This window comes from Mucilaginibacter antarcticus (assembly GCF_042686155.1).
GTDB classification, from domain to species: Bacteria; Bacteroidota; Bacteroidia; order Sphingobacteriales; family Sphingobacteriaceae; genus Mucilaginibacter; species Mucilaginibacter antarcticus.
The window spans coordinates 24,905-47,715 of the sequence record NZ_JBHUON010000007.1 but is presented as its reverse complement, the minus strand read 5'-3'; the positions used below and the strand labels follow the sequence as shown (position 1 = coordinate 47,715).

The 22,811-nt window shown below is 43.0% G+C and carries 18 protein-coding genes; 11 read left to right on the top strand and 7 right to left on the bottom strand.

Translation table 11 applies throughout. The annotated features are described in order from the left end of the window. Positions 1 to 50 precede the first annotated feature (50 nt). Both ACFSYC_RS07760 and ACFSYC_RS07755 read left to right on the top strand, forming a co-directional pair. On the top strand, positions 51 to 2,585 hold the full coding sequence (locus ACFSYC_RS07760) for an ATP-dependent Clp protease ATP-binding subunit (protein WP_377125309.1): 2,535 nt from the start codon (positions 51 to 53) through the stop codon (positions 2,583 to 2,585). A 190-nt stretch (positions 2,586 to 2,775) separates the two neighbouring features. Further along, a complete protein-coding gene (locus ACFSYC_RS07755; RefSeq protein ID WP_377125306.1) occupies positions 2,776 to 3,174 on the top strand; it encodes a hypothetical protein in 399 nt (132 codons plus the stop codon). A gap of 73 nt (positions 3,175 to 3,247) precedes the next feature. Here the strand turns inward: ACFSYC_RS07755 and ettA are convergent, their stop codons facing one another. After that, the gene (ettA, locus tag ACFSYC_RS07750; RefSeq protein WP_377125303.1) at positions 3,248 to 4,930 is read right to left on the bottom strand and encodes an energy-dependent translational throttle protein EttA; all 1,683 of its coding nucleotides are present in this window, start codon (positions 4,928 to 4,930) and stop codon (positions 3,248 to 3,250) included. Between the two features lie 206 nt (positions 4,931 to 5,136). On the opposite strand from ettA, the gene ACFSYC_RS07745 reads away from it, so the two are divergent. The 4 genes from ACFSYC_RS07745 (at position 5,137) to ACFSYC_RS07730 (ending at position 9,914) form a co-directional block, all read left to right on the top strand. Beyond that, entirely contained in the window at positions 5,137 to 5,511 is a 375-nt protein-coding gene (locus tag ACFSYC_RS07745; protein WP_377125300.1) for a BlaI/MecI/CopY family transcriptional regulator, read from the top strand. 48 nt (positions 5,512 to 5,559) lie between these two features. Beyond that, positions 5,560 to 7,548, top strand: coding sequence for a M56 family metallopeptidase (locus tag ACFSYC_RS07740; RefSeq protein WP_377125297.1), 1,989 nt, complete (start codon positions 5,560 to 5,562; stop codon positions 7,546 to 7,548). A gap of 144 nt (positions 7,549 to 7,692) precedes the next feature. Further along, positions 7,693 to 9,348 carry a DNA repair protein RecN gene (recN, locus tag ACFSYC_RS07735; RefSeq protein WP_377125294.1) on the top strand — a complete coding sequence of 552 codons (1,656 nt, stop codon included), beginning with the start codon at positions 7,693 to 7,695 and terminating at the stop codon, positions 9,346 to 9,348. A gap of 131 nt (positions 9,349 to 9,479) precedes the next feature. After that, positions 9,480 to 9,914: a cupin domain-containing protein gene (locus tag ACFSYC_RS07730; protein ID WP_377125291.1), complete on the top strand. Its 435-nt coding sequence runs from the start codon at positions 9,480 to 9,482 to the stop codon at positions 9,912 to 9,914. Between the two features lie 103 nt (positions 9,915 to 10,017). Here the strand turns inward: ACFSYC_RS07730 and ACFSYC_RS07725 are convergent, their stop codons facing one another. Both ACFSYC_RS07725 and ACFSYC_RS07720 read right to left on the bottom strand, forming a co-directional pair. Next, the gene (locus ACFSYC_RS07725; RefSeq protein WP_377125288.1) at positions 10,018 to 11,685 is read right to left on the bottom strand and encodes a glutamine--tRNA ligase/YqeY domain fusion protein; all 1,668 of its coding nucleotides are present in this window, start codon (positions 11,683 to 11,685) and stop codon (positions 10,018 to 10,020) included. A gap of 226 nt (positions 11,686 to 11,911) precedes the next feature. Beyond that, a complete protein-coding gene (locus tag ACFSYC_RS07720) occupies positions 11,912 to 12,787 on the bottom strand; it encodes an NmrA family NAD(P)-binding protein (RefSeq protein ID WP_377125285.1) in 876 nt (291 codons plus the stop codon). A gap of 84 nt (positions 12,788 to 12,871) precedes the next feature. Between ACFSYC_RS07720 and ACFSYC_RS07715 the strand changes: the two genes are divergently transcribed. After that, on the top strand, positions 12,872 to 13,246 hold the full coding sequence (locus ACFSYC_RS07715) for a winged helix-turn-helix transcriptional regulator (protein WP_377125282.1): 375 nt from the start codon (positions 12,872 to 12,874) through the stop codon (positions 13,244 to 13,246). Here the strand turns inward: ACFSYC_RS07715 and ACFSYC_RS07710 are convergent, their stop codons facing one another. Beyond that, positions 13,247 to 13,897 (bottom strand): START domain-containing protein, encoded by a 651-nt coding sequence (locus ACFSYC_RS07710; protein WP_377125279.1) that lies wholly within the window; start codon positions 13,895 to 13,897, stop codon positions 13,247 to 13,249. It lies immediately after the preceding gene. A 114-nt stretch (positions 13,898 to 14,011) separates the two neighbouring features. Here ACFSYC_RS07710 and ACFSYC_RS07705 point away from each other — a divergent pair, with 114 nt between their 5' ends. Together ACFSYC_RS07705 and ACFSYC_RS07700 are read left to right on the top strand one after the other, a co-directional pair. Then, positions 14,012 to 14,389, top strand: coding sequence for a hypothetical protein (locus ACFSYC_RS07705; RefSeq protein WP_377125276.1), 378 nt, complete (start codon positions 14,012 to 14,014; stop codon positions 14,387 to 14,389). Between the two features lie 77 nt (positions 14,390 to 14,466). Continuing rightward, positions 14,467 to 16,944, top strand: a complete 2,478-nt coding sequence (locus ACFSYC_RS07700) for a glutaminase family protein (RefSeq protein WP_377125273.1) — start codon at positions 14,467 to 14,469, stop codon at positions 16,942 to 16,944. Between the two features lie 54 nt (positions 16,945 to 16,998). On the opposite strand, the gene ACFSYC_RS07695 is transcribed toward ACFSYC_RS07700, so the two are convergent. Then, positions 16,999 to 17,442: a hypothetical protein gene (locus ACFSYC_RS07695; protein WP_377125270.1), complete on the bottom strand. Its 444-nt coding sequence runs from the start codon at positions 17,440 to 17,442 to the stop codon at positions 16,999 to 17,001. A gap of 175 nt (positions 17,443 to 17,617) precedes the next feature. Beyond that, on the bottom strand, positions 17,618 to 18,382 hold the full coding sequence (locus ACFSYC_RS07690) for a DUF6263 family protein (protein WP_377125267.1): 765 nt from the start codon (positions 18,380 to 18,382) through the stop codon (positions 17,618 to 17,620). Positions 18,383 to 18,615: 233 nt separating this feature from the next. Here ACFSYC_RS07690 and ACFSYC_RS07685 point away from each other — a divergent pair, with 233 nt between their 5' ends. Next, on the top strand, positions 18,616 to 21,348 hold the full coding sequence (locus ACFSYC_RS07685) for a PQQ-dependent sugar dehydrogenase (RefSeq protein ID WP_377125264.1): 2,733 nt from the start codon (positions 18,616 to 18,618) through the stop codon (positions 21,346 to 21,348). Positions 21,349 to 21,438: 90 nt separating this feature from the next. Here the strand turns inward: ACFSYC_RS07685 and ACFSYC_RS07680 are convergent, their stop codons facing one another. Continuing rightward, positions 21,439 to 21,789 carry a hypothetical protein gene (locus ACFSYC_RS07680; protein WP_377125261.1) on the bottom strand — a complete coding sequence of 117 codons (351 nt, stop codon included), beginning with the start codon at positions 21,787 to 21,789 and terminating at the stop codon, positions 21,439 to 21,441. A gap of 100 nt (positions 21,790 to 21,889) precedes the next feature. Between ACFSYC_RS07680 and ACFSYC_RS07675 the strand changes: the two genes are divergently transcribed. After that, positions 21,890 to 22,792: a hydroxypyruvate isomerase family protein gene (locus ACFSYC_RS07675; protein ID WP_377125258.1), complete on the top strand. Its 903-nt coding sequence runs from the start codon at positions 21,890 to 21,892 to the stop codon at positions 22,790 to 22,792. Positions 22,793 to 22,811: the final 19 nt, after the last annotated feature.

The following is a 22,811-nucleotide window of genomic DNA, read 5'->3' as shown; positions in this document are numbered from 1 at the left end:
CAGCAGTATAGAAACATTTTGATATATTGTGACGTATAATTAGGAGATATATGGAAGCAAAATTTTCGCCACGGGTTAAGGATGTGATACAATACAGCAGGGAAGAGGCTTTACGTCTGGGCCATGATTATATTGGTACAGAACATCTTTTGCTTGGCCTTATCCGTGATGGTGACGGCGTAGCTATTAAACTGCTGAGAGAACTGGCAGTTGATACAGCCAGACTGCGCCGTTCTGTGGAAGACGCTGTTAAAGGAACTATAGGAACTAATGTACATATCGGTAGCATACCGCTAACCAAACAAGCCGAAAAAGTATTGAAGATAACTTACCTTGAAGCTAAAATTTTTAAAAGTGATGTTATAGGTACCGAGCATTTGCTGCTATCTATACTACGCGATGAGGATAATATAGCATCGCAAATATTGATGCAGTTTAACGTTAATTACGAGGTGTTTAAAGGCGAAGTTGAAGCGCATAAAAACAACGTAACAGACGAGATGCCCGGCACATCAAGCGGCGGTGATGACGACTTTAAAGAAGAAGAAGCATTTAACCAGCCTAAAAAGGTATCAGACATAAAATCAAAAACCCCGGTACTAGACAACTTTGGCCGCGATTTAACCCGCGCTGCAGAGGATGGTAAATTAGACCCGATTGTAGGCCGTGAGAAAGAGATTGAGCGGGTATCGCAAATTTTATCGCGCCGTAAAAAGAATAACCCAATATTGATTGGTGAGCCTGGTGTTGGTAAATCTGCCATTGCAGAAGGCTTAGCATTGCGTATTGTACAGCGTAAAGTTTCGCGTGTGTTGTTTAACAAACGCGTAGTTACGTTGGATCTTGCATCATTAGTTGCAGGCACCAAATACCGTGGCCAGTTTGAAGAGCGTATGAAAGCTGTGATGAACGAGCTTGAAAAATCGCCGGATGTGATTTTGTTCATTGACGAGATCCATACCATTGTTGGTGCGGGTGGCGCGTCAGGTTCATTAGATGCATCTAACATGTTTAAACCGGCGTTGGCCAGGGGCGAAATTCAATGCATTGGCGCAACAACATTAGATGAGTACCGTCAGTTTATTGAGAAAGATGGCGCTTTAGACCGTCGTTTTCAAAAAGTAATGATTGAGCCGGCTACGCCTGATGAAACTGTCGAGATTTTAAACCGCATTAAAGAGAAATACGAAGAGCATCACGGTGTTACTTATACCGACGAAGCCATACTAGCTTGCGTTACCTTAACTACAAGGTATATAACCGACCGCTTTTTACCGGACAAAGCTATTGACGCGTTGGACGAATCAGGCTCGCGTGTTCACTTGACCAATATCCACGTTCCGCAAGAAATACTGGAGATTGAGAACAAGATAGAGCAGATAAAGATTGAGAAAAACAAGGTTGTTCGCAGCCAGAAGTATGAAGAAGCAGCTAAACTGCGGGATACCGAAAAGCACTTGCTTGAAGAATTAGAGCAAGCAAAGGCTGCCTGGGAAGCGGAGACAAAATCTAAACGTTACACGGTAACCGAAGATAATGTTGCCGAAGTGGTGTCAATGATGACCGGTATACCGGTTCAAAGAGTTGGCCAGGCTGACAGCCAGAAATTGCTGCACATGTCTGAAAAGATTGGTGAGAAAATCATCGGTCAGGACGATGCTGTTAAAAAACTGGCGCGTGCTATACAGCGTACCCGCGCGGGATTGAAAGACCCTAAAAAACCTATCGGTTCGTTTGTATTTTTAGGCCCTACCGGTGTAGGTAAAACAGAGTTAGCTAAAGAGCTTGCCCGTTTTATGTTTGATACCGAGGATGCCCTGATTCAAATTGACATGAGCGAGTACATGGAGAAATTCGCAGTATCTCGTTTAGTAGGTGCGCCTCCGGGTTATGTAGGTTACGAAGAAGGCGGACAGCTTACCGAAAAGGTACGCCGCAAACCTTACGCGGTAGTATTGTTAGACGAGATAGAGAAAGCGCACCCTGATGTATTTAACATTCTTTTACAGGTGTTAGACGAAGGGCAACTTACCGACTCATTAGGCCGCAAAGTTGATTTCAGAAATGCAATTATCATCATGACCTCGAACATCGGCGCACGCCAGTTGAAAGACTTTGGCCAGGGTGTTGGTTTTACTACCAATGCAAAAACCAACCAGGCAGACGCGCACTCACGTGGTGTGATTGAGAACGCTTTAAAACGTGCTTTCGCTCCTGAGTTTTTAAACCGTATTGATGATGTGATTGTATTTAACTCACTTGGTGAGGAAGAGATCTTCAAAATTATTGATATTGAGTTGGCTGCCTTATTTGGACGTGTTAACAGCTTAGGTTATAAAATTGAGCTTACTGAGGTAGCTAAAAAATTCATTGCCGAAAAAGGTTACGATTCGCAATTTGGCGCCCGTCCGCTAAAACGTGCTATCCAAAAATACCTGGAAGACCCAATTGCCGAAGAAATATTAAAAGGCGAGCTGCATGAAGGCGAAACCATGGTTGTCGACTATGATAAAGAAGCTGACGAGATTAAAATAGCTGCTAAAAAGGTTTCAAACAAAAAGCCGAAGCAAGAAGAGCAAAACTAATATAAAATGCCCCCGATAAAACGGGGGCATTTTTGTTATATAAGCATCCCTTGCCTGGCACACCAGCAACAGCACGCCGGATGTCGCGCTAACCCCTATTACGCAACAAATTGGCTATTTAAATAAAAAACAAACCAACGTTAAACCTTTGCGTTATCTAAGCATCTTATTGTGTATAAAAACTTACTTTATGAAAAAAATATTATCGATTGCATTTCTGGCCATAGTGGTCATGGCATTTGCTGCCTGTAAAAAAACTTACGTATCAGAAACACGGAACGAAGTATATAACGTAGACATACCGGCTAGCAGCTGGGTATTAGAAGCGGATGGTAAATCGTATTCTGTGAAAATTCAGGCTGAAGCGCTTAACAAATTCTTTAACGACAATGGCGCTACCCTTGTGTATTTTTCATTCTTTCAAGGTGTATATGAACAAATCCCGGAAGTGTTTAACGGTAATTCGTTCAGCTACATACACTCTGTAGGGCAAATAACATTTTACGCGCAATCTGCAACCGCAGGTCAGCCACCGGTAAAACCAACTGACAACATTAAAGTGAAAATGGTATTGATACCTGCGGAATAAATCAAAAAGCTATAAACAAGAAAGGCTAACCGTTTGGTTAGCCTTTTCGCGTTAAGCCTTCAGACAAGAGAATTTAATCCGTCAGTTTTTTATACTTGATCCGCTTCGGACCAACGTCGCCTAAGCGTTTTTTACGGTTCTCTTCGTAATCAGAATAGTTGCCTTCAAAGAAGTAAACCTGAGAATTACCCTCAAACGCCAGGATATGCGTACAGATCCGGTCTAAAAACCACCTGTCGTGACTGATGATTACCGCGCAGCCACCAAAGTTTTCCAAGGCTTCTTCTAAGGCACGTAAAGTATTTACGTCAATATCATTGGTAGGCTCATCCAGCAGCAGTACGTTACTTCCTTTTTTTAGGGTGATGGATAAATGAACCCGGTTACGCTCACCACCAGATAGCACGCCAACTTTCTTTTGCTGATCTGCACCATTAAAGTTAAAGCGCGATACGTAGGCACGCGAGTTTAGCGGGCGGTTACCTACCATAATAGTCTCCAGGCCACCGGTTACGTTTTCCCAAACAGATTTGTTAGCGTCAAGGTCATCATGCATCTGGTCAACATAACCTAAGTGTACCGTTTCGCCAACCCGGAAGGTACCGGCATCGGGCTGGTCCTGACCGGTAATTAAACGGAACAAAGTAGTTTTACCCGCACCATTGGGGCCAATTATACCAACGATTCCCGCAGGAGGCAAGCTGAAGTTCAGGTTATCAAACAATAACTTATCACCATAACTTTTGCTTACTCCGTTGGCCTCTATAACCACATTACCCAAACGTGGGCCCGGTGGAATGAATAGTTCCAGTTTCTCTTCGCGCTCCTTAGTTTCTTCGGATGCCAGTTTTTCGTAATTTGATAAACGTGCCTTTGATTTGGTATGACGCCCTTTGGCACCCATGCGCACCCATTCTAATTCGCGTTCTAAAGCCTTCTGGCGCTTACCTTCAGTTTTATCCTCTTGGGCTAAGCGTTTTGACTTTTGATCTAACCACGATGAGTAATTACCTTTCCATGGCAAGCCTTCGCCACGATCAAGCTCTAAGATCCAGCCGGCTACGTTGTCCAAGAAATATCTATCGTGGGTTACGGCTATAACAGTGCCTTTATATTGTTTTAAGTGTTGCTCCAACCAGTCGATAGACTCGGCATCTAAGTGGTTGGTAGGCTCATCCAGTAATAAAACATCAGGTTCTTTTAGCAACAAGCGACATAGGGCCACGCGGCGGCGCTCGCCACCAGATAGGACCGAAATCTTCGTATCAGGTTCCGGGCAACGCAGTGCGTCCATAGCGCGCTCTAACTTAGTGTCCAGTTCCCAGGCGTTAACAGCATCTATCTGATCCTGTAATTCGCCCTGGCGGCTCATCAGCTTATCCATTTTATCAGCATCGCCATAATACTCTTCTAAACCAAATTTTTCGTTGATCTCTTCGTACTCTTTAAGCAGCGCGGTGGTTTCTGATACGCCTTCTTCCACAATTTCGCGGACGGTTTTTTCAGGATCGAGCTCCGGCTCCTGGCTTAAGTAACCCACAGAGTAGCCCGGTGAAAACACCACCTCGCCAATATTGGTTTTATCTATCCCGGCTATGATTTTTAACAAGGACGATTTACCTGAGCCGTTTAAACCAATAACACCAATCTTGGCGCCATAGAAAAAGCTGAGGTATATATTTTTTAATACTGTTTTTTGCGGGGGATATACTTTACTAACCCCGGCCATTGAAAAAATTATTTTTTCGTCTGCCATGTATTTATGAGTGAAATTTTAAATGAGTGATTGAGTGAATGTTTTTTGATAGGTTAATATCAATGCAAATATGGGCAATAGTATGTAGAGACGCAATGCCTTGCGTCTGCAACTTTAAATAAAAAATAAAAAATTTCACAAATAATTTTGATATACGAAATCTATCGTACATCTTTGTACGAAGATATTCGTAGAAGAAGAAAGACATGGATTTGAAACCAACAGAAAGCGAACTTGAGATATTACAGGTGATTTGGAAAAAGGGCCAGTGCAGCGTTCGCGAAGTGCATGAAGAACTTACTAAAAACAAAGATGCCGGTTATACCACCACCCTTAAACTGATGCAAATAATGGCTGATAAAGGATTAGTTGAACGCGACACTAATGCTAAGATCCATTTATATAAAGCAGTGATAAGCCGTGAGCAGGCACAAAACACCGCGCTTGACAAAATTTTGGATACTGTGTTTAAAGGATCTACTGCCGACCTGGTGATACAGGCACTTGGTCAGCACCGTGCATCGTCTGACGAGATTGATGCGATTAAGAAATATCTACAGCAGTTTGAGCGCAAGGATTAGGGATTGAAGGTTAGAGATTAGTAAAACTTAAATTTAAAAAATTACGTCATGCAAAATCTGTTATATAACATTAGCCAGGTTTTAGGTATAACCATAATCCACTCGTTGTGGCAGGGACTAATCGTGTATATCGCGTTGCGGTTGTTTTTGACGGCTACGCCGGCATTGTCATCAGCAGCAAAATATCGCGTTAGCTATTTTACATTAGTGAGTACACTGGGTTGGTTCGTGGTTACCCTCTTTCAGCAGCTTAATCAATATAACTGGCTATCAACAACCGCTTTGCAGATAACGTCGCTAACCCTACCGGCTGTTATGCAACAGGTAAATGCCCCTGCCAATCAGCTCTATTTCACTATTGCCCAATATATGCCTTACCTAACCATGGCGTATGTGGTGGGTGTGGTATTTAACACACTAAAATTATCGCTGGCCTGGAACAGCATTTACCGTATCCGTAAAAACATAACCGACGGTGGCTTTGAGAATACCATTAAGCACCTGTCTACCAAGCTAAATGTGGCCCAACCTGTAAAGGCTGCTTTTAGTGAATGGGTAGACGTGCCCTGCGTAACCGGGTTTATTAAACCTATTATTCTACTGCCGGTAACTTTAACTACTTATTTAAATACCGACGAGATTGAAGCTATATTGATGCATGAACTTGCCCACGTTAAGCGTAACGATTACCTGTTTAACTTTATACAACAGGTAGTTAGCATACTCTTGTTCTTTAATCCGTTTGCCCGCCTGATAGCAAATATTATTAACCAGGAGCGCGAGAACTGTTGCGACGATGCCGTTGTGCGGGTAACAGGCAGCCCCTTTTTATATGCCCAGGCACTTTTAAAACTCGAAGAAAACAAACAACAGCAATGGCAGCTTACATTGGCCGCCGCTGGTAAAAAGTATCATTTGTTAAGCCGTATTGAACGTATCATGAAAACAAAAACAAAAACCGTAAATATCCGCCCGGTGCTAATAACCACCCTGGCGCTCGCTTTAAGCATAACCAGCATTGCCTGGCTAAACCCCGAAATTAAAGATGGAAAAGTTGTTATAAAAAACGCGTCGGCTATTAAAAAAGTAGCAGCAGCAATTCTATCAACTAAAAGCGAAGACGAACCCGAGCCTGCGCCAAAACCAAGCCATAAAAAAAGCATGCGCTTTAAATATGCAGGTACTGAAAAAGAAGTAAACGACACCTCTAAGAAAAAATACACCATTATAATTGAGGATGAAAACGGCGTTAAAAAAGAATATAGCTCGATAAACGATTTGCCCGAAGCGGAAAGGAACGACTTTTTAAGCAACGCCAGTGATATAAAGTTCAATATCATTGATACTAATATTGCTGCTAAACTGCGTAGCTATTACGCAAGCGATGCTTGGAAAAAGAACATCGAAAAGGAGCAGGAACAAGGACTGAAAGCTATGAAACAATTCAACTCGCCTGAGTGGAAAAAAAAGCAAAAGGTAATTATGGACCAGGCAATGGCCATATCTAAACAATTTAGCGGCCCTAAGTGGGGTAAAGCAATGGAAAAGCTAGGAAAATCTGAAGCGGATTTGGCTAAATATTTCGAAAGTGCAGACTGGAAACAAAAGGTTACCCATCTGCAACAAAAAATGGACGACTATAAGGCCACTGAAACTAAACAAAAACAACTTGCCATTGACGGTACCGCAGAAGATTTAGCAAAGTTTTATGATAGCGCCGAGTGGAAAAAGCAAATGGCTGATTTGCAAAAAACAGCTTCTGATATGGCATTGTTCAGCCGTAGCCCTGAGTTTAAAAAACAGATGAAGGAAGTGCAAAAAGCTATGGATAGCCCTGAATTTAAAAAGCAGATAAAAGAATCGCAAGAGTATTTAAATGGCCCTGAATTTAAAAACTATGTTAAAGAATCGACAAAAGCAATGGCCGACGCAAAAGCTGATTTAAAAGAAGCGCAAAAAGCTTTTGAAAAAGACGCTAAGGCAATGGAACATGATTTAAAAACAACCCAAGATTCACTAAAAAAAGTAAAACCATAGTAAAGTCCCATATTTTTTAGATCAGTTTATAGTTAAGCCAGGCGGTGCGGTAACCAGCCTGGCTTTTTTGCTTTTTTAGAATTTGCTAAAACAATTAGTCAAGGTATTTCGTAATTTAGACCCTCGTTAAACAGCGACACGTTTATGCTTCAAAAACTCAGTATCAGTAACTACGCCTTAATTGATAACCTGGAAATTAGTTTCGACGCGGGGCTTAACATTCTGACTGGCGAGACCGGCGCAGGAAAATCTATTATTCTTGGGGCGCTGTCTTTAATATTGGGTCAACGGGCAGAGAGCCGTTACTTTTTTAATCAGCAAAAAAAGTGCGTTATCGAGGGCACTTTCAAGATCGGAAATTTTGAGTTAAAGAATTTTTTTGAAGATAATGACCTGGATTATGAAGCAGAAACTGTTGTAAGGCGCGAGATCTCTGCCGATGGTAAATCGCGGGGATTTGTTAACGATACGCCGGTTAACCTTAACACCATGAAACTTTTGGGCGAAAAACTGATCGACATCCACTCGCAACATGCAACAATGGAGATCAATGACCCGGAATTTCAATTACTCGTGGTTGATTCGGTTGCCCGCCATCCGGAGTTGTTGGGCGAGTATCAAACTAAGTTTCGCGCTTATAAAAAATCAACGAGCAAGCTGCAACAATTAATTGAGGATAGCAAAAAAGCTAAAGCCGATTTGGACTATTACCAATTCCAGTTTGATGAACTAGAGAACGCCAACCTTGTACCCGACGAGCAAGAGCAGTTGGAAAAGGAATTATATGCCCTTAACAACGCCGATGAAATAAAGCGCAATCTTACGGGCGCTAACTACCTGATGCAGGATAGTGAAGCCGCCGCGCTGACACAACTCAAAGATGCTAATCAGCAGTTGGCTGCCTTAACAAGGTTTAATCCGGATATACAAGAATTACAAGAACGCCTGAATAGCGCCATTATTGAACTGAAAGATATAGCTACCGAGGTGGAGAACCTGGAGCAGCGTACCCATACCGACGAAGCGCGGGCAGAGGAAGTGAACACACGCTTGAGCACCATTTATAACCTGTTAAAAAAACATCGCCTAAATAATAACACCGAGCTTTTGGCTTTGCAGGATGAATTATCAGGCAAAATACAACAAGTCGTTTTTGGCGATGAGGCCATAGAGAAATTACAGGAGCAATTAGCGGCCGATAAGAAACAACTGACAGAACTGGCGGCTCAACTATCAGCCAACAGGCAAAAAGCCATACCCGCTATTGAAGGCGATGTGCTAAATACATTGGCCGAAATGGGAATGGGCAATTCAGCGCTAAAAATTGAAACCACATCGGCATCAGACCTGGCTAAAAACGGGACAGACATCGTCCGCTTTCTATTCAGCGCTAATAAAGGCCATGCCTTGGCCGAAATGAGCAAGGTGGCATCGGGTGGCGAGCTATCGCGATTGATGTTAAGCATTAAGTCGCTCATTGCCAAAAATACCGCCTTGCCTACCATTATTTTTGACGAGATAGACACCGGTGTGTCCGGCGAAGTAGCCAATAAAGTAGGCCAGATAATGGAGCAGCTAAGCAACAACCTGCAGGTAATAACCATTACCCACCTGCCGCAAATTGCCAGCAAAGGCAACACCCACTACTTTGTTTACAAGGACGACGATGCAGAAACCACCCGCACCCGTATTAAACAACTAAGCACAGACGAGCGCATCTTGGAGATTGCTAAAATGCTCAGCGGCGATAAACCAGGCGAAAGTGCATTGCAAAATGCGAGGGAGTTGTTGAGAAAGTAAATAGAGAAGCATCGTAACCAAGATTGCCCTCCTGAGAAACGAAGGATCTTTTAGCTCGATTAACAATAGTTATCTGTCCGTTGAATAAGATCCTTCGCAATGCTCAGGATGAAAAACATATTTGATCAATTATGAAAATAACCTTTCACCTCCCAACATTCATTATTACCGCGTTAGGGTTCTCTTTAATTTTCCTGGCGGGATTTACAGTTATGCAGCAGGATACCGGCTATGTGCTGGACCACGAAAAGAATATTCTTAGGCAAGATGTAGGCCCGCATAATGGTGGTGGCAAAACAACCGCATATTCTTTTTTCAGTGCGTTTAAGGGGAGCAAAGTAGCATTCAGAAAAAGGGTGCTGCACCCGGGATCCTCCATTGGCTATCACTTGCAGAAAGAACAGGAAATTTATTATGTGCTAAACGGAAACGGCGAACTACAGATGAACGGCAAAACGATACCGGTTACCACCGGCGACGGCATTTTAACCCTACCCGGCAGCAGCCACGGCATAAAACCCGCAGGTAATGAAGATTTGACGGTTTTGATTGTTTATCAGAATTGAACACAGTTCATTGCGAGGTACGAAGCAATCGCACGCTGATAAGTAGGCTACCGTTCTACGTGCGATTGCCACGCTCGTTCCTCGCTCGCAATGACATTAAGTTCTATTTTCCCTGCGGCGCTTTCCAGCCATCCTTCAAAGTAACCGTACGGTTAAACACCAGCTTTTCGTCTGTCGATAATTTATCAAGTGTGAAATACCCTTTGCGGATAAACTGGTACCCACGGCCGGTTTCCGCGTTTGCCAGATCCGGTTCAACATATGCCGCCGGTAGTATTTGCAAGCTGTCGGGGTTGATATAATCTTTAAAGTCTCCTTCTTCGTTTGATGGATCCTCAACCTTAAACAAGCGATCGTACAAACGAACTTCGGCAGTTTTGGCGTGTGGTACACTTACCCAGTGGATAGTCCCTTTAACATTAATGCCGCTGGTATCGTTGCCTGATTTAGATTCTGGAATGTAAGTACAATAGATCTCGGTTACATTTCCGTCGGCATCCTTTTTAAAATCTTCGCATTTTACAATATAGGCGTGTTTTAACCTAACGCTAAGGCCAACACCCAGGCGGAAGAATTTTTTAGGGGGCTCTTCCATAAAATCCTCGCGCTCTATCCAAAGCTCATTACTGAATGGGATATCGCGGCCACCTTCGCCACCTTCAACCTCAGGATTGTTATCGCCATGCAGGGTTTCAATTTGACCTTCGGGATAATTAGTGATGATCATTTTTATAGGATCAAGCACTGCCATACGGCGCCAGGCGGTTTTGTTCAGGTCCTCCCGAATGCAGAACTCCAGCAAGCTAAAGTCTATCATGTTCTCGCGCTTGGCAACACCAATTCGCTCGCAAAACTCGCGGATAGATGCAGGCGTGTAGCCACGGCGGCGCAACCCACTAATGGTTGACATGCGCGGGTCATCCCAGCCATCAACATATTTATCTTCCACCAACTGCAACAGCTTGCGCTTGCTCATTACGGTGTAGGTGATGTTTAAACGGGCAAATTCATATTGTTTAGATGGGAATAGTTCCAGCTTTTCTATGAAAAGATTGTATAAGTCGCGATGCGGTACAAACTCCAATGTACAGATGGAATGTGTGATCTCTTCAATAGCGTCACTTTGTCCGTGAGCAAAATCATACATCGGGTAAATGCACCAGGCATCGCCTGTGCGATGGTGAGTTGCATGTTTTATACGGTATATCAACGGATCGCGTAGCAACATATTTGGCGATGCCAGATCGATCTTAGCACGCAATACACGTTCGCCATCGGCATATTTACCAGCTTTCATATCCGCAAATAGCTGCAGATTTTCTTCTACAGTACGCTCGCGGTATTGGTTTGGCGTACCGGCTGTGGTAGGCGTGCCTTTTTGAGCAGCGATTTCTTCAGAGCTGCTGTCGTCAACATATGCCAATCCTTTTTGGATAAGCGCAACGGCAAACTCATATAGCTTGTCGAAGTAATCAGAGGCATATAACTCGTTTGCCCAATCAAAGCCTAACCATTTTACGTCTTCTTTAATACTATCAACGTATTCGGTTTCTTCTTTGGTAGGATTGGTATCGTCAAAACGCAGGTTTGTTTTGCCGCTGTAGTTTTTCGCCAAACCGAAGTTTAAGCAAATAGCCTTTGCGTGGCCGATGTGCAGATAACCGTTCGGCTCCGGCGGGAAACGGGTTAATACCCTGCCGCCGTGCTTGCCGCTGGCCAGATCTTCTTCAACTATTTCCTCTATAAAATTTAATGATCTCTCTTCGCTCATAGTAAGGCAAAAGTAACCTTTTTAGGCGAAAGGTTAAAGGCAGCGACTGAAAGACTGTAACCATTTAAAAAAGCCAGCGTCTTATTACATAAGTAGCTTGCCTGCAAGAGGTATAAATATAAACCGGCCACCTGGCCGCTCTAAAGAAACGAATAATTTAAGTTTAGATGTTTATTATTCAATTAAGGGTGACCCATCTTAGATGGGCACCCTTTTACATGATAGCTTAAAACGCGGCTTTAAATTCCTGTGCAAAATCTTCTAATTTGATCTTACTTAAAATCGGTTTATTTTTATAGTAATCTTCAAACATTTTCCCGCTGCGTACAGCCGTACCCATTTGGGTATAATTGCTGGCAATTTCTTCAGGTAAGCCCGCCCCTACCGCACCGGCTGTATTATCGGCGTCGCTAAATTCAACCCAAGGCAGCGCTGGTTTGCCAATGGCTGCGCCAAGGGCTTGCGCTATTTGGCCTGCTGTACGTTCGTCGCTGGCTATATAGCGTACACTTTTACCGGTGAAATCGCTTTCCAATTCATCGGCCGCCGCGGCGGCTATATCTGTTGGATGGACCAGTACCATGTTTGTATCAGCATCAAAGTTACTACCGATGATGCCGCCTTGTTTAATCATATCTACATTAGCATAAAAGTTAGTGTAAAAAAATCCCGGGCGCAGGTGCTTTACCGCTATTCCATCTAACTTATTGTAAATCTCTTCTACACCATGTATGCCGGTAACCGGACCGGTGCCATCTTCTAAATGTGCACCAATGCTGCTCAGGTGAACAACCTTGGTTACGCCGGCGGCTTTAAACGCATCGGCATAGTTTTGGCCAATGCCTGTAATCCAACTTTTCCATTCGGTTGCACCAAAGTTTGGTGGCACCATCGCGTATACGGCGTCTGCGCTTTTAAATGCTTCGGTTAAAAAAGCGACGTCTTCTACCGACCCTATAGCCGGAGTTGCTCCTAATGCTTTAATCTCTTCGGCGCGGCTGGCATGGCTGCTTATAACAGTTACCTGGTGGCCTGCTTTTACTAATGCTTCGGTCAATGGCCTGCTGATATTTCCTAATGACCCTGTTACTGTGATTTTCATAGTGTAATTTGCTTTTGTTGTCAACAAAGGTATATTTGTACTTACTTTTATACAAGTACTTACCCCAAAGTAAGCATTAAGATCATGACAGCGATAAAAGAAAGATCGACACTTAACCACAACAAAACAGCCAGTCGGCTGCAATGCCCGGTTACTTATGTAATGAACAAAATTGGTGGTCATTGGAAACCCATCATCCTTTATCAACTACAAAACGGCCCAAAACGTTACAGCGAGTTACGCCGCGCTATACCGCCTATTACCGAAAAAATGCTGATACAGCATCTTAAGCAATTAGAGGCGGATAACCTGGTTATCCGCAAAGCGGAGCCTGTGGTACCCCCTTTTGTAACTTATAAACTAAGTGACGCAGGCGAACTACTTACACCGGTAATGAATGCTATGGTGGCCTGGGCGCAGAAAGATCATGCTGATTATGTAGCCGGACTTGACCTATAATTATTGCTGGTTTACCACGTAATCCAGCTTAGCATTTTTATAGGCCGGCTTCTGTATATGGGCTTTGAATTTTTTAAAGCTTTGCGATGGCCCCTGGGTTATAAATAAATTGGTAAGCCACGACGGTACGTCGCCACCCGGATCAGCATATAGGGTGTATAGAATTTTTACATGGTCGGGGCCTGCGGGCGTTACTACCCATTTTCCCTTAGAATTTGTTATCCGTACTATCTTGGGTTTAACCGGTATCATATCAGGTATACATGGCGCGTCCATGGTAACTACTTTGCTTACGGGGTCTTGCGTTACTTTTAAGTGAGCAATAAAATCTCGGTTACTTACCGGCCAGGGCATTTCTATTAATGAATAATAATATAACTCGCCCGGCGACACTTGTTTAATCAGTTGATTGCCTGCGGTATGATAAAGCCACTCTTCGCTGTTTTTAATATCCATCAACGCTGCAGTAACCTGCGACAGCGTGGCATTAAATTGGCACTCCACTTTAATACCTTTAATTTTTGAATTGGATATATCGGCAGTATAAATTTTTATACCGTCGCTGCTTTCCTTTAATTGCCAAGCACCTACTGTTTGTGCCTTTGCAAAGGCAGTTACAAACATAAATAGTAAAATGATTCTCGTTCTCATGCCAGTCGCTCAGAGTTAAACTTTTAAGATAGACTTTAATTAAGCCTAAAAGTTAATTTACATTTTATATAAGTTTACCAAACTTATGCCAGTTATTTCTACCTTGCATTGCTAATGACAGAATACTTTAATCAATTTACGCACTGGCTAACCACACTGGGCGAAAAGCATGGTGTAGACCCTTTGTTGTTGGGTTGCCTGTATCTTACCAGCAAAGTATCGTTGTTTACTTTATTGGGCTTTGCCATACGTAATATGAGGGCTAAAAAGCCGGCTATTACACTACTGCTGTTAGCAGGTATTAGTTTTTGTATACCTTACACCTATATTATTATCGCTGGCCGTAACCTGGCTATCTGGGTTTACTTTGTTATTGGGTTTATCTTTGCCTATGGCGCCTTTACCATTTGGAAAAAAGCTACCGCCAAACCTGTGGAAGACGATTTACCCACGGCCGACCAAAGCATTGGCAACCAAAACGCACGCTTGTAACGTACATTATACACTAAATTATCCAATTTTGCTGTGTAATTATTAGCTTTACCATTTCATACCAATTAAATTATTTTATGAAAAAAGTTTTCCGCAAGATAGCTATGCTTGTCCCGGGCCTTGTTGTTGCCTTTACAGGCATGGCGCAGGACAAAATGCCGGCTTACCCTCTTATTACACATAACCCCTATTTCAGCATTTGGTCAAACACTGATAAGCTGACCGAATCTGCCACCCGCCACTGGACCGGTAAAGAGCAATCTTTATTAGGTATTGTTAAGGTTGATGGAGTAAATTATCGGTTTATGGGCCAAACATCTTTACAATACAAAACTTTATTGGCCAGCGCCGATGAAACCTCATATAGCCCGGCTTACGTTACCGAAAACCCGGGCGACGGTTGGGAAAAACCTAATTTTGCCGATGGAAGCTGGAAAAAATCTGCTGCCCCTTTTGGTGATCAGCGTGCTGCTAAAGGCACTGCCTGGCGCCAGGGCGATATCTGGATGCGCCGTAAATTTAACCTGGCACAGTTGCCAACCAGCAAGTTGTTCCTGAAGTTATTTTATGATGATAACATTGAGGTTTACATTAACGGTACCCAAGTATTGAGAAAACGCGGTTGGAACGACGGCTACGATTATTTCCCGATTGCTGATGCCTCTATATTAAAAACAGGCGAAAACGTTCTGGCAATTCATATCCGCAATACTGCGGGCGGTACTTTCCTAGACGCTGGTTTATCAGAAGAGTTGAAAGACCTTAGTTCGGCATCTATTCAGGAAGCCGAGCAAACAAACGTTAAAGTTACAGCTACGCAAACCATATACAGCTTTAAAGCAGGCCCTGCCGATTTGAACGTTACTTTCACTTCGCCATTGGTGATGACAGACCTTAACCTGTTAGCTTCGCCAGTATCATATATTACTTACCAGGCAAAAGCTAACGATGCTAAAAAGCATAATGTGGTGATTTTTCAAGGTGTAAGTACTGATGTTGCTGTTAATGAGCCTAATCAGCCGGTAACAGCCAATGCTTATTTAAAAACCGGTTTACGCATTTTAAAAGCCGGAACCGTGGAGCAACCTATCCTTAAAAAGAAAGGCGATAACTTACGTATAGATTGGGGCCACGCTTATGTAGCAGCTTCGGCAGCGGCAGGCGCCAAGCAATATATTACCGAAGGTAAAGATGCTATCGGCTCTTTCATCAGCGATAAATTTAATACCACTACCGCTGCTACGGGCAAGCAATTGATGCTTAACGTAGTATTGCCATTAGGTGTGGTAGGTGCGCAACCTATCAGCAAATACACTATGATTGGTTATGATGATTTGTATTCTGTACAATACTTTGGCACTAATCTTAAACCATGGTGGAAAAACGCGCCTGGTGCAACTATGGATAATGCTTTGAGCAAAGCGGCTGCTAACTACGCTACCACATTGGCTAAATGCAATGCTACAGATAAAACCATTTGGAACGATGCCTACAAAGCCGGTGGCGAGCTTTATGCCAAGCTTTGCAATATGTCATATCGCCAGTCTATTTCGGCGCATATCTTAGTAAAAAGCCCTCAAGGCGAAATTCTTTGGTTATCAAAAGAAAACTTTAGCAATGGCTCTATCAACACCGTTGATGTTACTTACCCATCTGCCCCATTATACTTGCTGTATAACCCTGATTTGATGGCGGGAATGCTTAACGGTATTTTTTATTATAGCGAAAGCGGTAAATGGAAAAAACCTTTTGCAGCTCACGATTTAGGAACTTATCCGTTGGCTAACGGCCAAACTTACGGCGAAGATATGCCGGTTGAAGAATGCGGTAACATGGTCATTTTAGCTGCCGCCATAGTGAAAGCTAACGGCAACATCGCTTACGCTAAAAAACACTGGAGCACCCTAACCATCTGGACAAATTATTTAGCCGAAGCTGGCTTTGACCCGGGTAACCAATTATGTACCGACGACTTTGCCGGTCACCTTGCTCACAACGCAAATTTATCGGTTAAAGCTATTGTAGCTATAGGTGCTTATGCACAAATGGCCAGACAAATGGGCCAGGTACAAACTGCAGATAAATACAGCGCCATGGCTGCCGATTACGCGCAGAAATGGATGGCTAAAGACGACGCAGGCGACCACTATGCTTTAGTATTTGATAACCTTAAAACCTGGAGCCAGAAATACAACATGGTTTGGGACAAGGTATTGAAGTTAAACTTGTTCCCTCAAAAGGTTTACGACACCGAGATGGCTTACTACCTTAAAAATCAAAAAGAATTTGGTTTGCCTTTGGATAGCCGTAAAACATATACCAAATCAGATTGGATTATGTGGACGGCATCAATGTCTGACAAGAAAAACGATTTTGACGATTTATTAGCGCCGGTTTACCGTTTCGCTACCGAAACTCCGTCACGAGTACCATTGAGCGATTGGCACGAAACTACTACCGGCAAAATGGTAGGTTTCCAGGCTCGTAGTGTTATAGGTGGCTACTGGATGAAAGTATTAAAAGATAGATTGACCGGTACTACTTCCATTAAATAAAATACTTGACATAGAAAAGGCCTTTCCCGCAATAGTGGGAAAGGCCTTTTTGCGTTAAGCTTTCTTTGTTTCAAAACTATCCGCCGTTACCTGTATTTTTACTTCAGGCCTTTCTTCGGCTTGGTAGGTAAGCGTTACTTTACCTGCTACGCCTGTAATTGCTATGGTAGCATGTTGCTGCTCACCGTTATCATTCTCAAAGGTCGCTTTTATTATCATTTTTCCGTCTTTAAAGGGCGTCTTCCATTCGCAAGTTTTTGAGGTAATGTCCCCTGCCATTTCATGGTCGTTACCCGGTACAATTACAATCCTCTTTTTTGAGATGGTAATAGTTGCATTTTGCGCCTCAGTTTGCTCGCTTTTAACATTGCCTTTGTCATCAAGATAAGTGGTTTTTGATGATTTAAGAACTACGGTTGTATCGCACTGCGCAAACGTTAACTGGCCGCACGCAATCAGCAGGGCTGCCATTGTAAATTTGATAATTATTGCTTTCATGATTATTGTTTTTTAACAAAGGTATTGCATTATATGGTATTATGCAATACAAAGTACTATAAAATATATTAAACATACGGTATGTTGTTTATTACGACGCACTTAACCATCAATCTCAGGCAAAAAAAAATAGCGATGGGTGTACCCATCGCTATTTAATTAAAGTATTGACTGATTATTTTGCCGCTAATGCTATTACAGTTAATCTTTTATCAGCATCTTTAATTTCCAGCTTGCATGAGTCAAGGTTGTTGGTCTCCTTATTCAGGTAATATCTGCCGGCAAAGCTTTTGCTGTCCGCCTTAGCGCCATCAATTTTACCATCAACACTAATTTGCACGGTGCTGTCATAAATGCTTTCAATTTTATACGTCGATTTACGTTTGTAAATAGAGCCGGGCAAGTCAGACTCGTTACTCCACTCTTCGCCAACACCTACCGCGTTAACCGGGAAATTTATTTGAAAGATATTAAGATTGATAAGCGCATACTCGGGTGATATGGCTTTGCCACCCGCAAAGGAAATGGGCTTAACAATTTTACCTTGTTTATTTATGGTAAATTGATAAAGCGAGTCGATAGCCGGCGCTAATTGCTCATCCAGATGACGACCGGCCTCGCTAAGTTGCGATATGTCTTTATCTGATGTGTACTCTTCATCGGCCAATAAACCGGGGTTAGTTATCCTAATAAAATCGCACTTGGCTAAAAACTGGTAGGCCGAGTCGGGCATTATACGGTCAACCCGCATGGTCATGCGTATGTATTCGGTTTTTAAGGGCGATCCGTTTTCGTTTTCGGCAAACTCAAGGGTGCGGTACTTAAGATCGATCTTTTTGTTCAAATTAAGCTTGAGGCGCAGCAAAACTTTGTCGCCGCCATTGCACGAGTAAATAAAAGTAGCGGCAAAAATTACAAGCCAGAGGTTACTTGTTTTCATGATGTTTAAGATTGGATGAGAGATTGGTTTGATCTAAGGTAAAAATTTTATAGGTAATAACATAAGGGATATTATTCAAGATTGTTTTTGGGGTAATTGACAATTAACTACAACAGGTTTAAACCCATCATAACATTTTGTTTACAAAGCTAATTTAACCAATAACTAACCCAATTAGGCGTTGATGGGTTAAGGCACATTTGCTATATTTACCGCCCGTTAACCCTTGTAATATGTTTAATAAGAAACGCATAATTAAAATTTCTGCAATATTATTGCCGGTCATCGCGGCGGCATCATACGCCTTTATGGCGGATGTGCCTAAAAAGCCCGACGAGAGCCGTTTCACCCCGGTAACGCTTACCCGCCCCGGCGACCTTGATGAACCAAATACCTTCGAGGTGTTGACAGATGGCCGTGTGCTAATCAGCGAGCGTAAAGGCGCCATCAAACTGTTCGACCCGTTAACTAAAATGGTTAAAACGATTGCTACAATATCGGTTAATACCAAATACACCAGCAAAACCGGCAAAGTGACTGAGGCCGAAGAGGGCTTAATGGGTTTAACTATTGATCCTGATTTTAACAAAACCCACTTTATATATACATTTTACGCGCCGCTTACCGAAAAGAAATGGAAGTTAACGCGTTGGAAGTTTGAGAACGAGGCATTGGTTGCTGGCTCTGAAAAAACCTTATTAGAGTTTGATACCCAACGCGAAACCTGCTGCCACACCGGCGGTGGTATGACCTGGGACCCTAAAAAGAATTTATACTTAACTATTGGTAACAATACCGCGTCGCTTTTATCACCATCAACAGACGAGCGCCCGGGCCAGGAGAGCCGCGACGATCAGCGTGGCACTTCAAACACCAACAGTTTATTAGGTAAAATATTAAGAATCCATCCCGAAGCGAATGGTACGTATACTATCCCCGCAGGTAACTTGTTTGCTAAAGGCACACCTAAAACACGCCCTGAGATTTTCACTATGGGTCACCGTAATCCCTGGAGAGTATCTGTGGATACAAAGACCGGTTACCTGTATTGGGGTGATGTTGGCCCGGATGCTACCGAAGACAGCGAGGTTAGCCCTATGGGTTATGACGAGCTTAACCAGGCACGTAAGGCAGGCAATTTTGGCTGGCCATACTTTGTTGGTCCTAACGTACCTGCGCCGCCATTTAACTATGTAGATGGTGAGCCGGGTGCTAAAAAAGATCCTTTAAAACCTACCAATGAATCTGTTAATAACACAGGTTTAAAAGACTTGCCAGCTGTTGCGCCGGCATTTATCTATTATCCATATACAAATTCAGCTCAATTCCCACTATTGGGTAGTGGTAGCCGCAGCGCGGTAGGTGGCCCTATTTATCATCGTACCGATCGCCCTTTGGCAAAACGCCCTTGGCCGGCATATTACGAGGGCAAATGGTTGGCTACAGATTTAGCCCGCGGCTGGATCATGTCTATCAGCATGAAACCTAACGGCGATTACACTGCGATGGAGCAATTTTTATCAAGCTACCACCCGATAGAACCTATCGACATTAAATTTGGCCCTGACGGCGATCTTTACGTATTAGAATATGGTAGTGTATGGTTTGGCAAGAGCGATAACGCTAAACTGGTACGTATTGAATATAACCCGGGTAACCGTAAACCAAGCGTTTTTGCCACAACCAATAAACAAGGCGGTACTGTGCCGTTGAACATCACACTATCATCAGCAGGCACAAAAGATGCTGATGGCGATGCTTTAAAATACAGTTGGAAAGTAACCGCTCCGGGGGCAGCGCCAAAAGCATATGCCACAGCTAACCCTGCAATTACTTTAACAAAAGCAGGTGTTTACATGGCTACTTTAACTGTTACAGATGCTAAGGGCGCAAGCAACAGCAAGTCGGTAAAGATTATTGCTGGTAATGAGGCCCCTGAAGTAAATATCGACTTAACAGGCAACCGGTCTTTCTTCTTTGCCGATAAGCCATTAAACTACAACGTGGCAGTGGCCGATAAAGAAGATGGCAGCACAACCGCGGGCACTATCCCTGCAGCGCAAGTGTCTATGAGCGTTAACTATGCATCCGAAGGGTTTGATTACGTACAGGTAGCCCAGGAACAAAGCAGTGTAGATGCATCTACCCAATTTGCTGTAGCCCGTGCTATCATGGCAACTTCTGATTGTAAAAACTGCCACAGTGTTGACGCGGTTAATATTGCCCCCAGCTTTGTTGACATCGCGACTAAATACAAAGGTAACGAGAAGGAGATCGCCCGCTTGCCGTCAGCTATACACAATGGTAGCAGTGGCCGTTGGAACAAGCCTATCGCAATGCCAGCGCACCCCGGTATCAGCCTTAACGACGCGCAAACTATTGTTAACTACATTATGAATGTAACGAACAACAACATTAACACCATGCCGGTAAAAGGAACCATTACACCCAAAGTTTCGGCTGAGGATGCAAATGGTACCTACATTATCCGCGCGGCTTATACTGATAAAGGTGCAGGCAGCATTCCTAAGCAAACGTCTACTACTACCATCTTTCTGAAAAACCCAACTGTTTTGGCAGCTACCGCTACTATTCAAAAAAGCGTTACTACTAAAGTTGGCGGTTTAGACGGTGTTACGTACATCATCCCGCGTAAAGACGGTTACATCGGCTTTAAAAAGCTTGACCTTACCGGCATAAAACAATTGCAGTTGGCAGCTTATGCTACTACGCTGGAGAACACGCCGGGAGGTACTATTGAGGTTAGATTAGACTCGCCAACTGGCGCCTTGTTAGGTCAGGCTGAGTACGAGCAGTTAGACTTGAAACCTAAAACTCAAAACTGGGTTAAAGCAGAATTGAAGGAAACGACAGGTTTACATGATCTGTACTTTGTATTCAAAAACGAAAAAGCCAAAGCAAGCGACGCGTTATTGTTATTTAACGCTATCAAGTTTGAGCAATAACTCTCCGCTCAATTTTCCTTTTGGAAAGGATATATAAACAGAAAAGGCTTGCCAATATGGCAAGCCTTTTCTGTTTATATATCCTCGGTTTTACTTCACTCTTTTCAAAGTCCCCGTAAAATTCATGCCTTGAAATACCACAACTACGTTCATTTTATCTCCGTCGATCTTTCCTTTTAGTGAGGATATAGCAAAGCCATTATAAGTGAATGGTTTAAACGTAACGTCATTGTCTTTGATGACGCCATTTTTTAAGGGAATATCCCCAATCTCGGTATTTACAACCCCGTTTACCAGGCCTTTCTCTTCTTTCATGTTTACGGTAACGTCATATAGCAAAGCCATCGTTCCTGTCCACTTACCAGTTGCTAAGCTGTTTGCATAGCATACCACGGTAGCAACTAAAATAACAAATGCTGATATAAAAATACTTTTCTTCATCTTTCGCAACTTTCAATTATAGACATTTTTAAACCATTGCGGTTTAATGTATTCAAATTAATATATTTATTTAACTCAAAAAATGTAATTTTAGTGTATTATGAAATCATCGCAAAACCGCAGATCAGCTATAAAAAACATTCTAGCCGGCACCGGGGCAGTAGCAGCCGCCGGTACTCTCTCTGCCTTTACATCATCTACCACAACTATAAATCCGGTGTCTAAAAAATTAAAAGGGAATATAAACCACGCGGTATGCCGCTGGTGTTTTAGCAATATAGATCTTGAAACGCTTTGCATTGAGGCCAAGAAAATGGGCATGAAGGCTATTGACCTTATTGGCCCGGACGAATGGGAAATTGCTAAAAAACACGGCCTTGATTCGTCTATGTGCAACGGCCCCGGCGTTGCCATTACCAACGGCTGGAACGATCTTAAAAAGCATGAAAGCCTGATAGCCAGCTATAGCGACCTGATACCTAAAGTTGCAGCTGCAGGTTACAAAAACCTGATTTGCTTTAGCGGTAACCGCGAGGGTAAAGACGATGTCACCGGGTTGGAAAACTGCGTGATTGGATTAAAGAAAATCCTTCCACTGGCAGAGAAACATGGCGTAGTGTTGATCATGGAGTTGCTTAACAGTAAAATAAACCACAAAGATTATCAATGCGACCGCACCGATTGGGGTGTAGCGCTTTGCAAAAAGCTAGGATCTGAAAACTTTAAGTTGCTGTATGATATTTACCACATGCAGATAGATGAAGGCGATGTAATAGCCACCATTAAAAAGAATAATAAATATATAGCACATTACCATGTTGCAGGTGTGCCGGGCCGCCACGAGCCTAATGATACGCAGGAGTTATATTACCCCGCTATTATGAAAGCTATTAAAGACACCGGCTTTAAAGGCTACACCGCGCAGGAGTACTTGCCGATAGCTAAAGAGCAGGACGAGCAGATAGCATCGCTTAAAACATCTATGATGATTTGCGACGTTTAGCAAGCACTACAAATGTCTA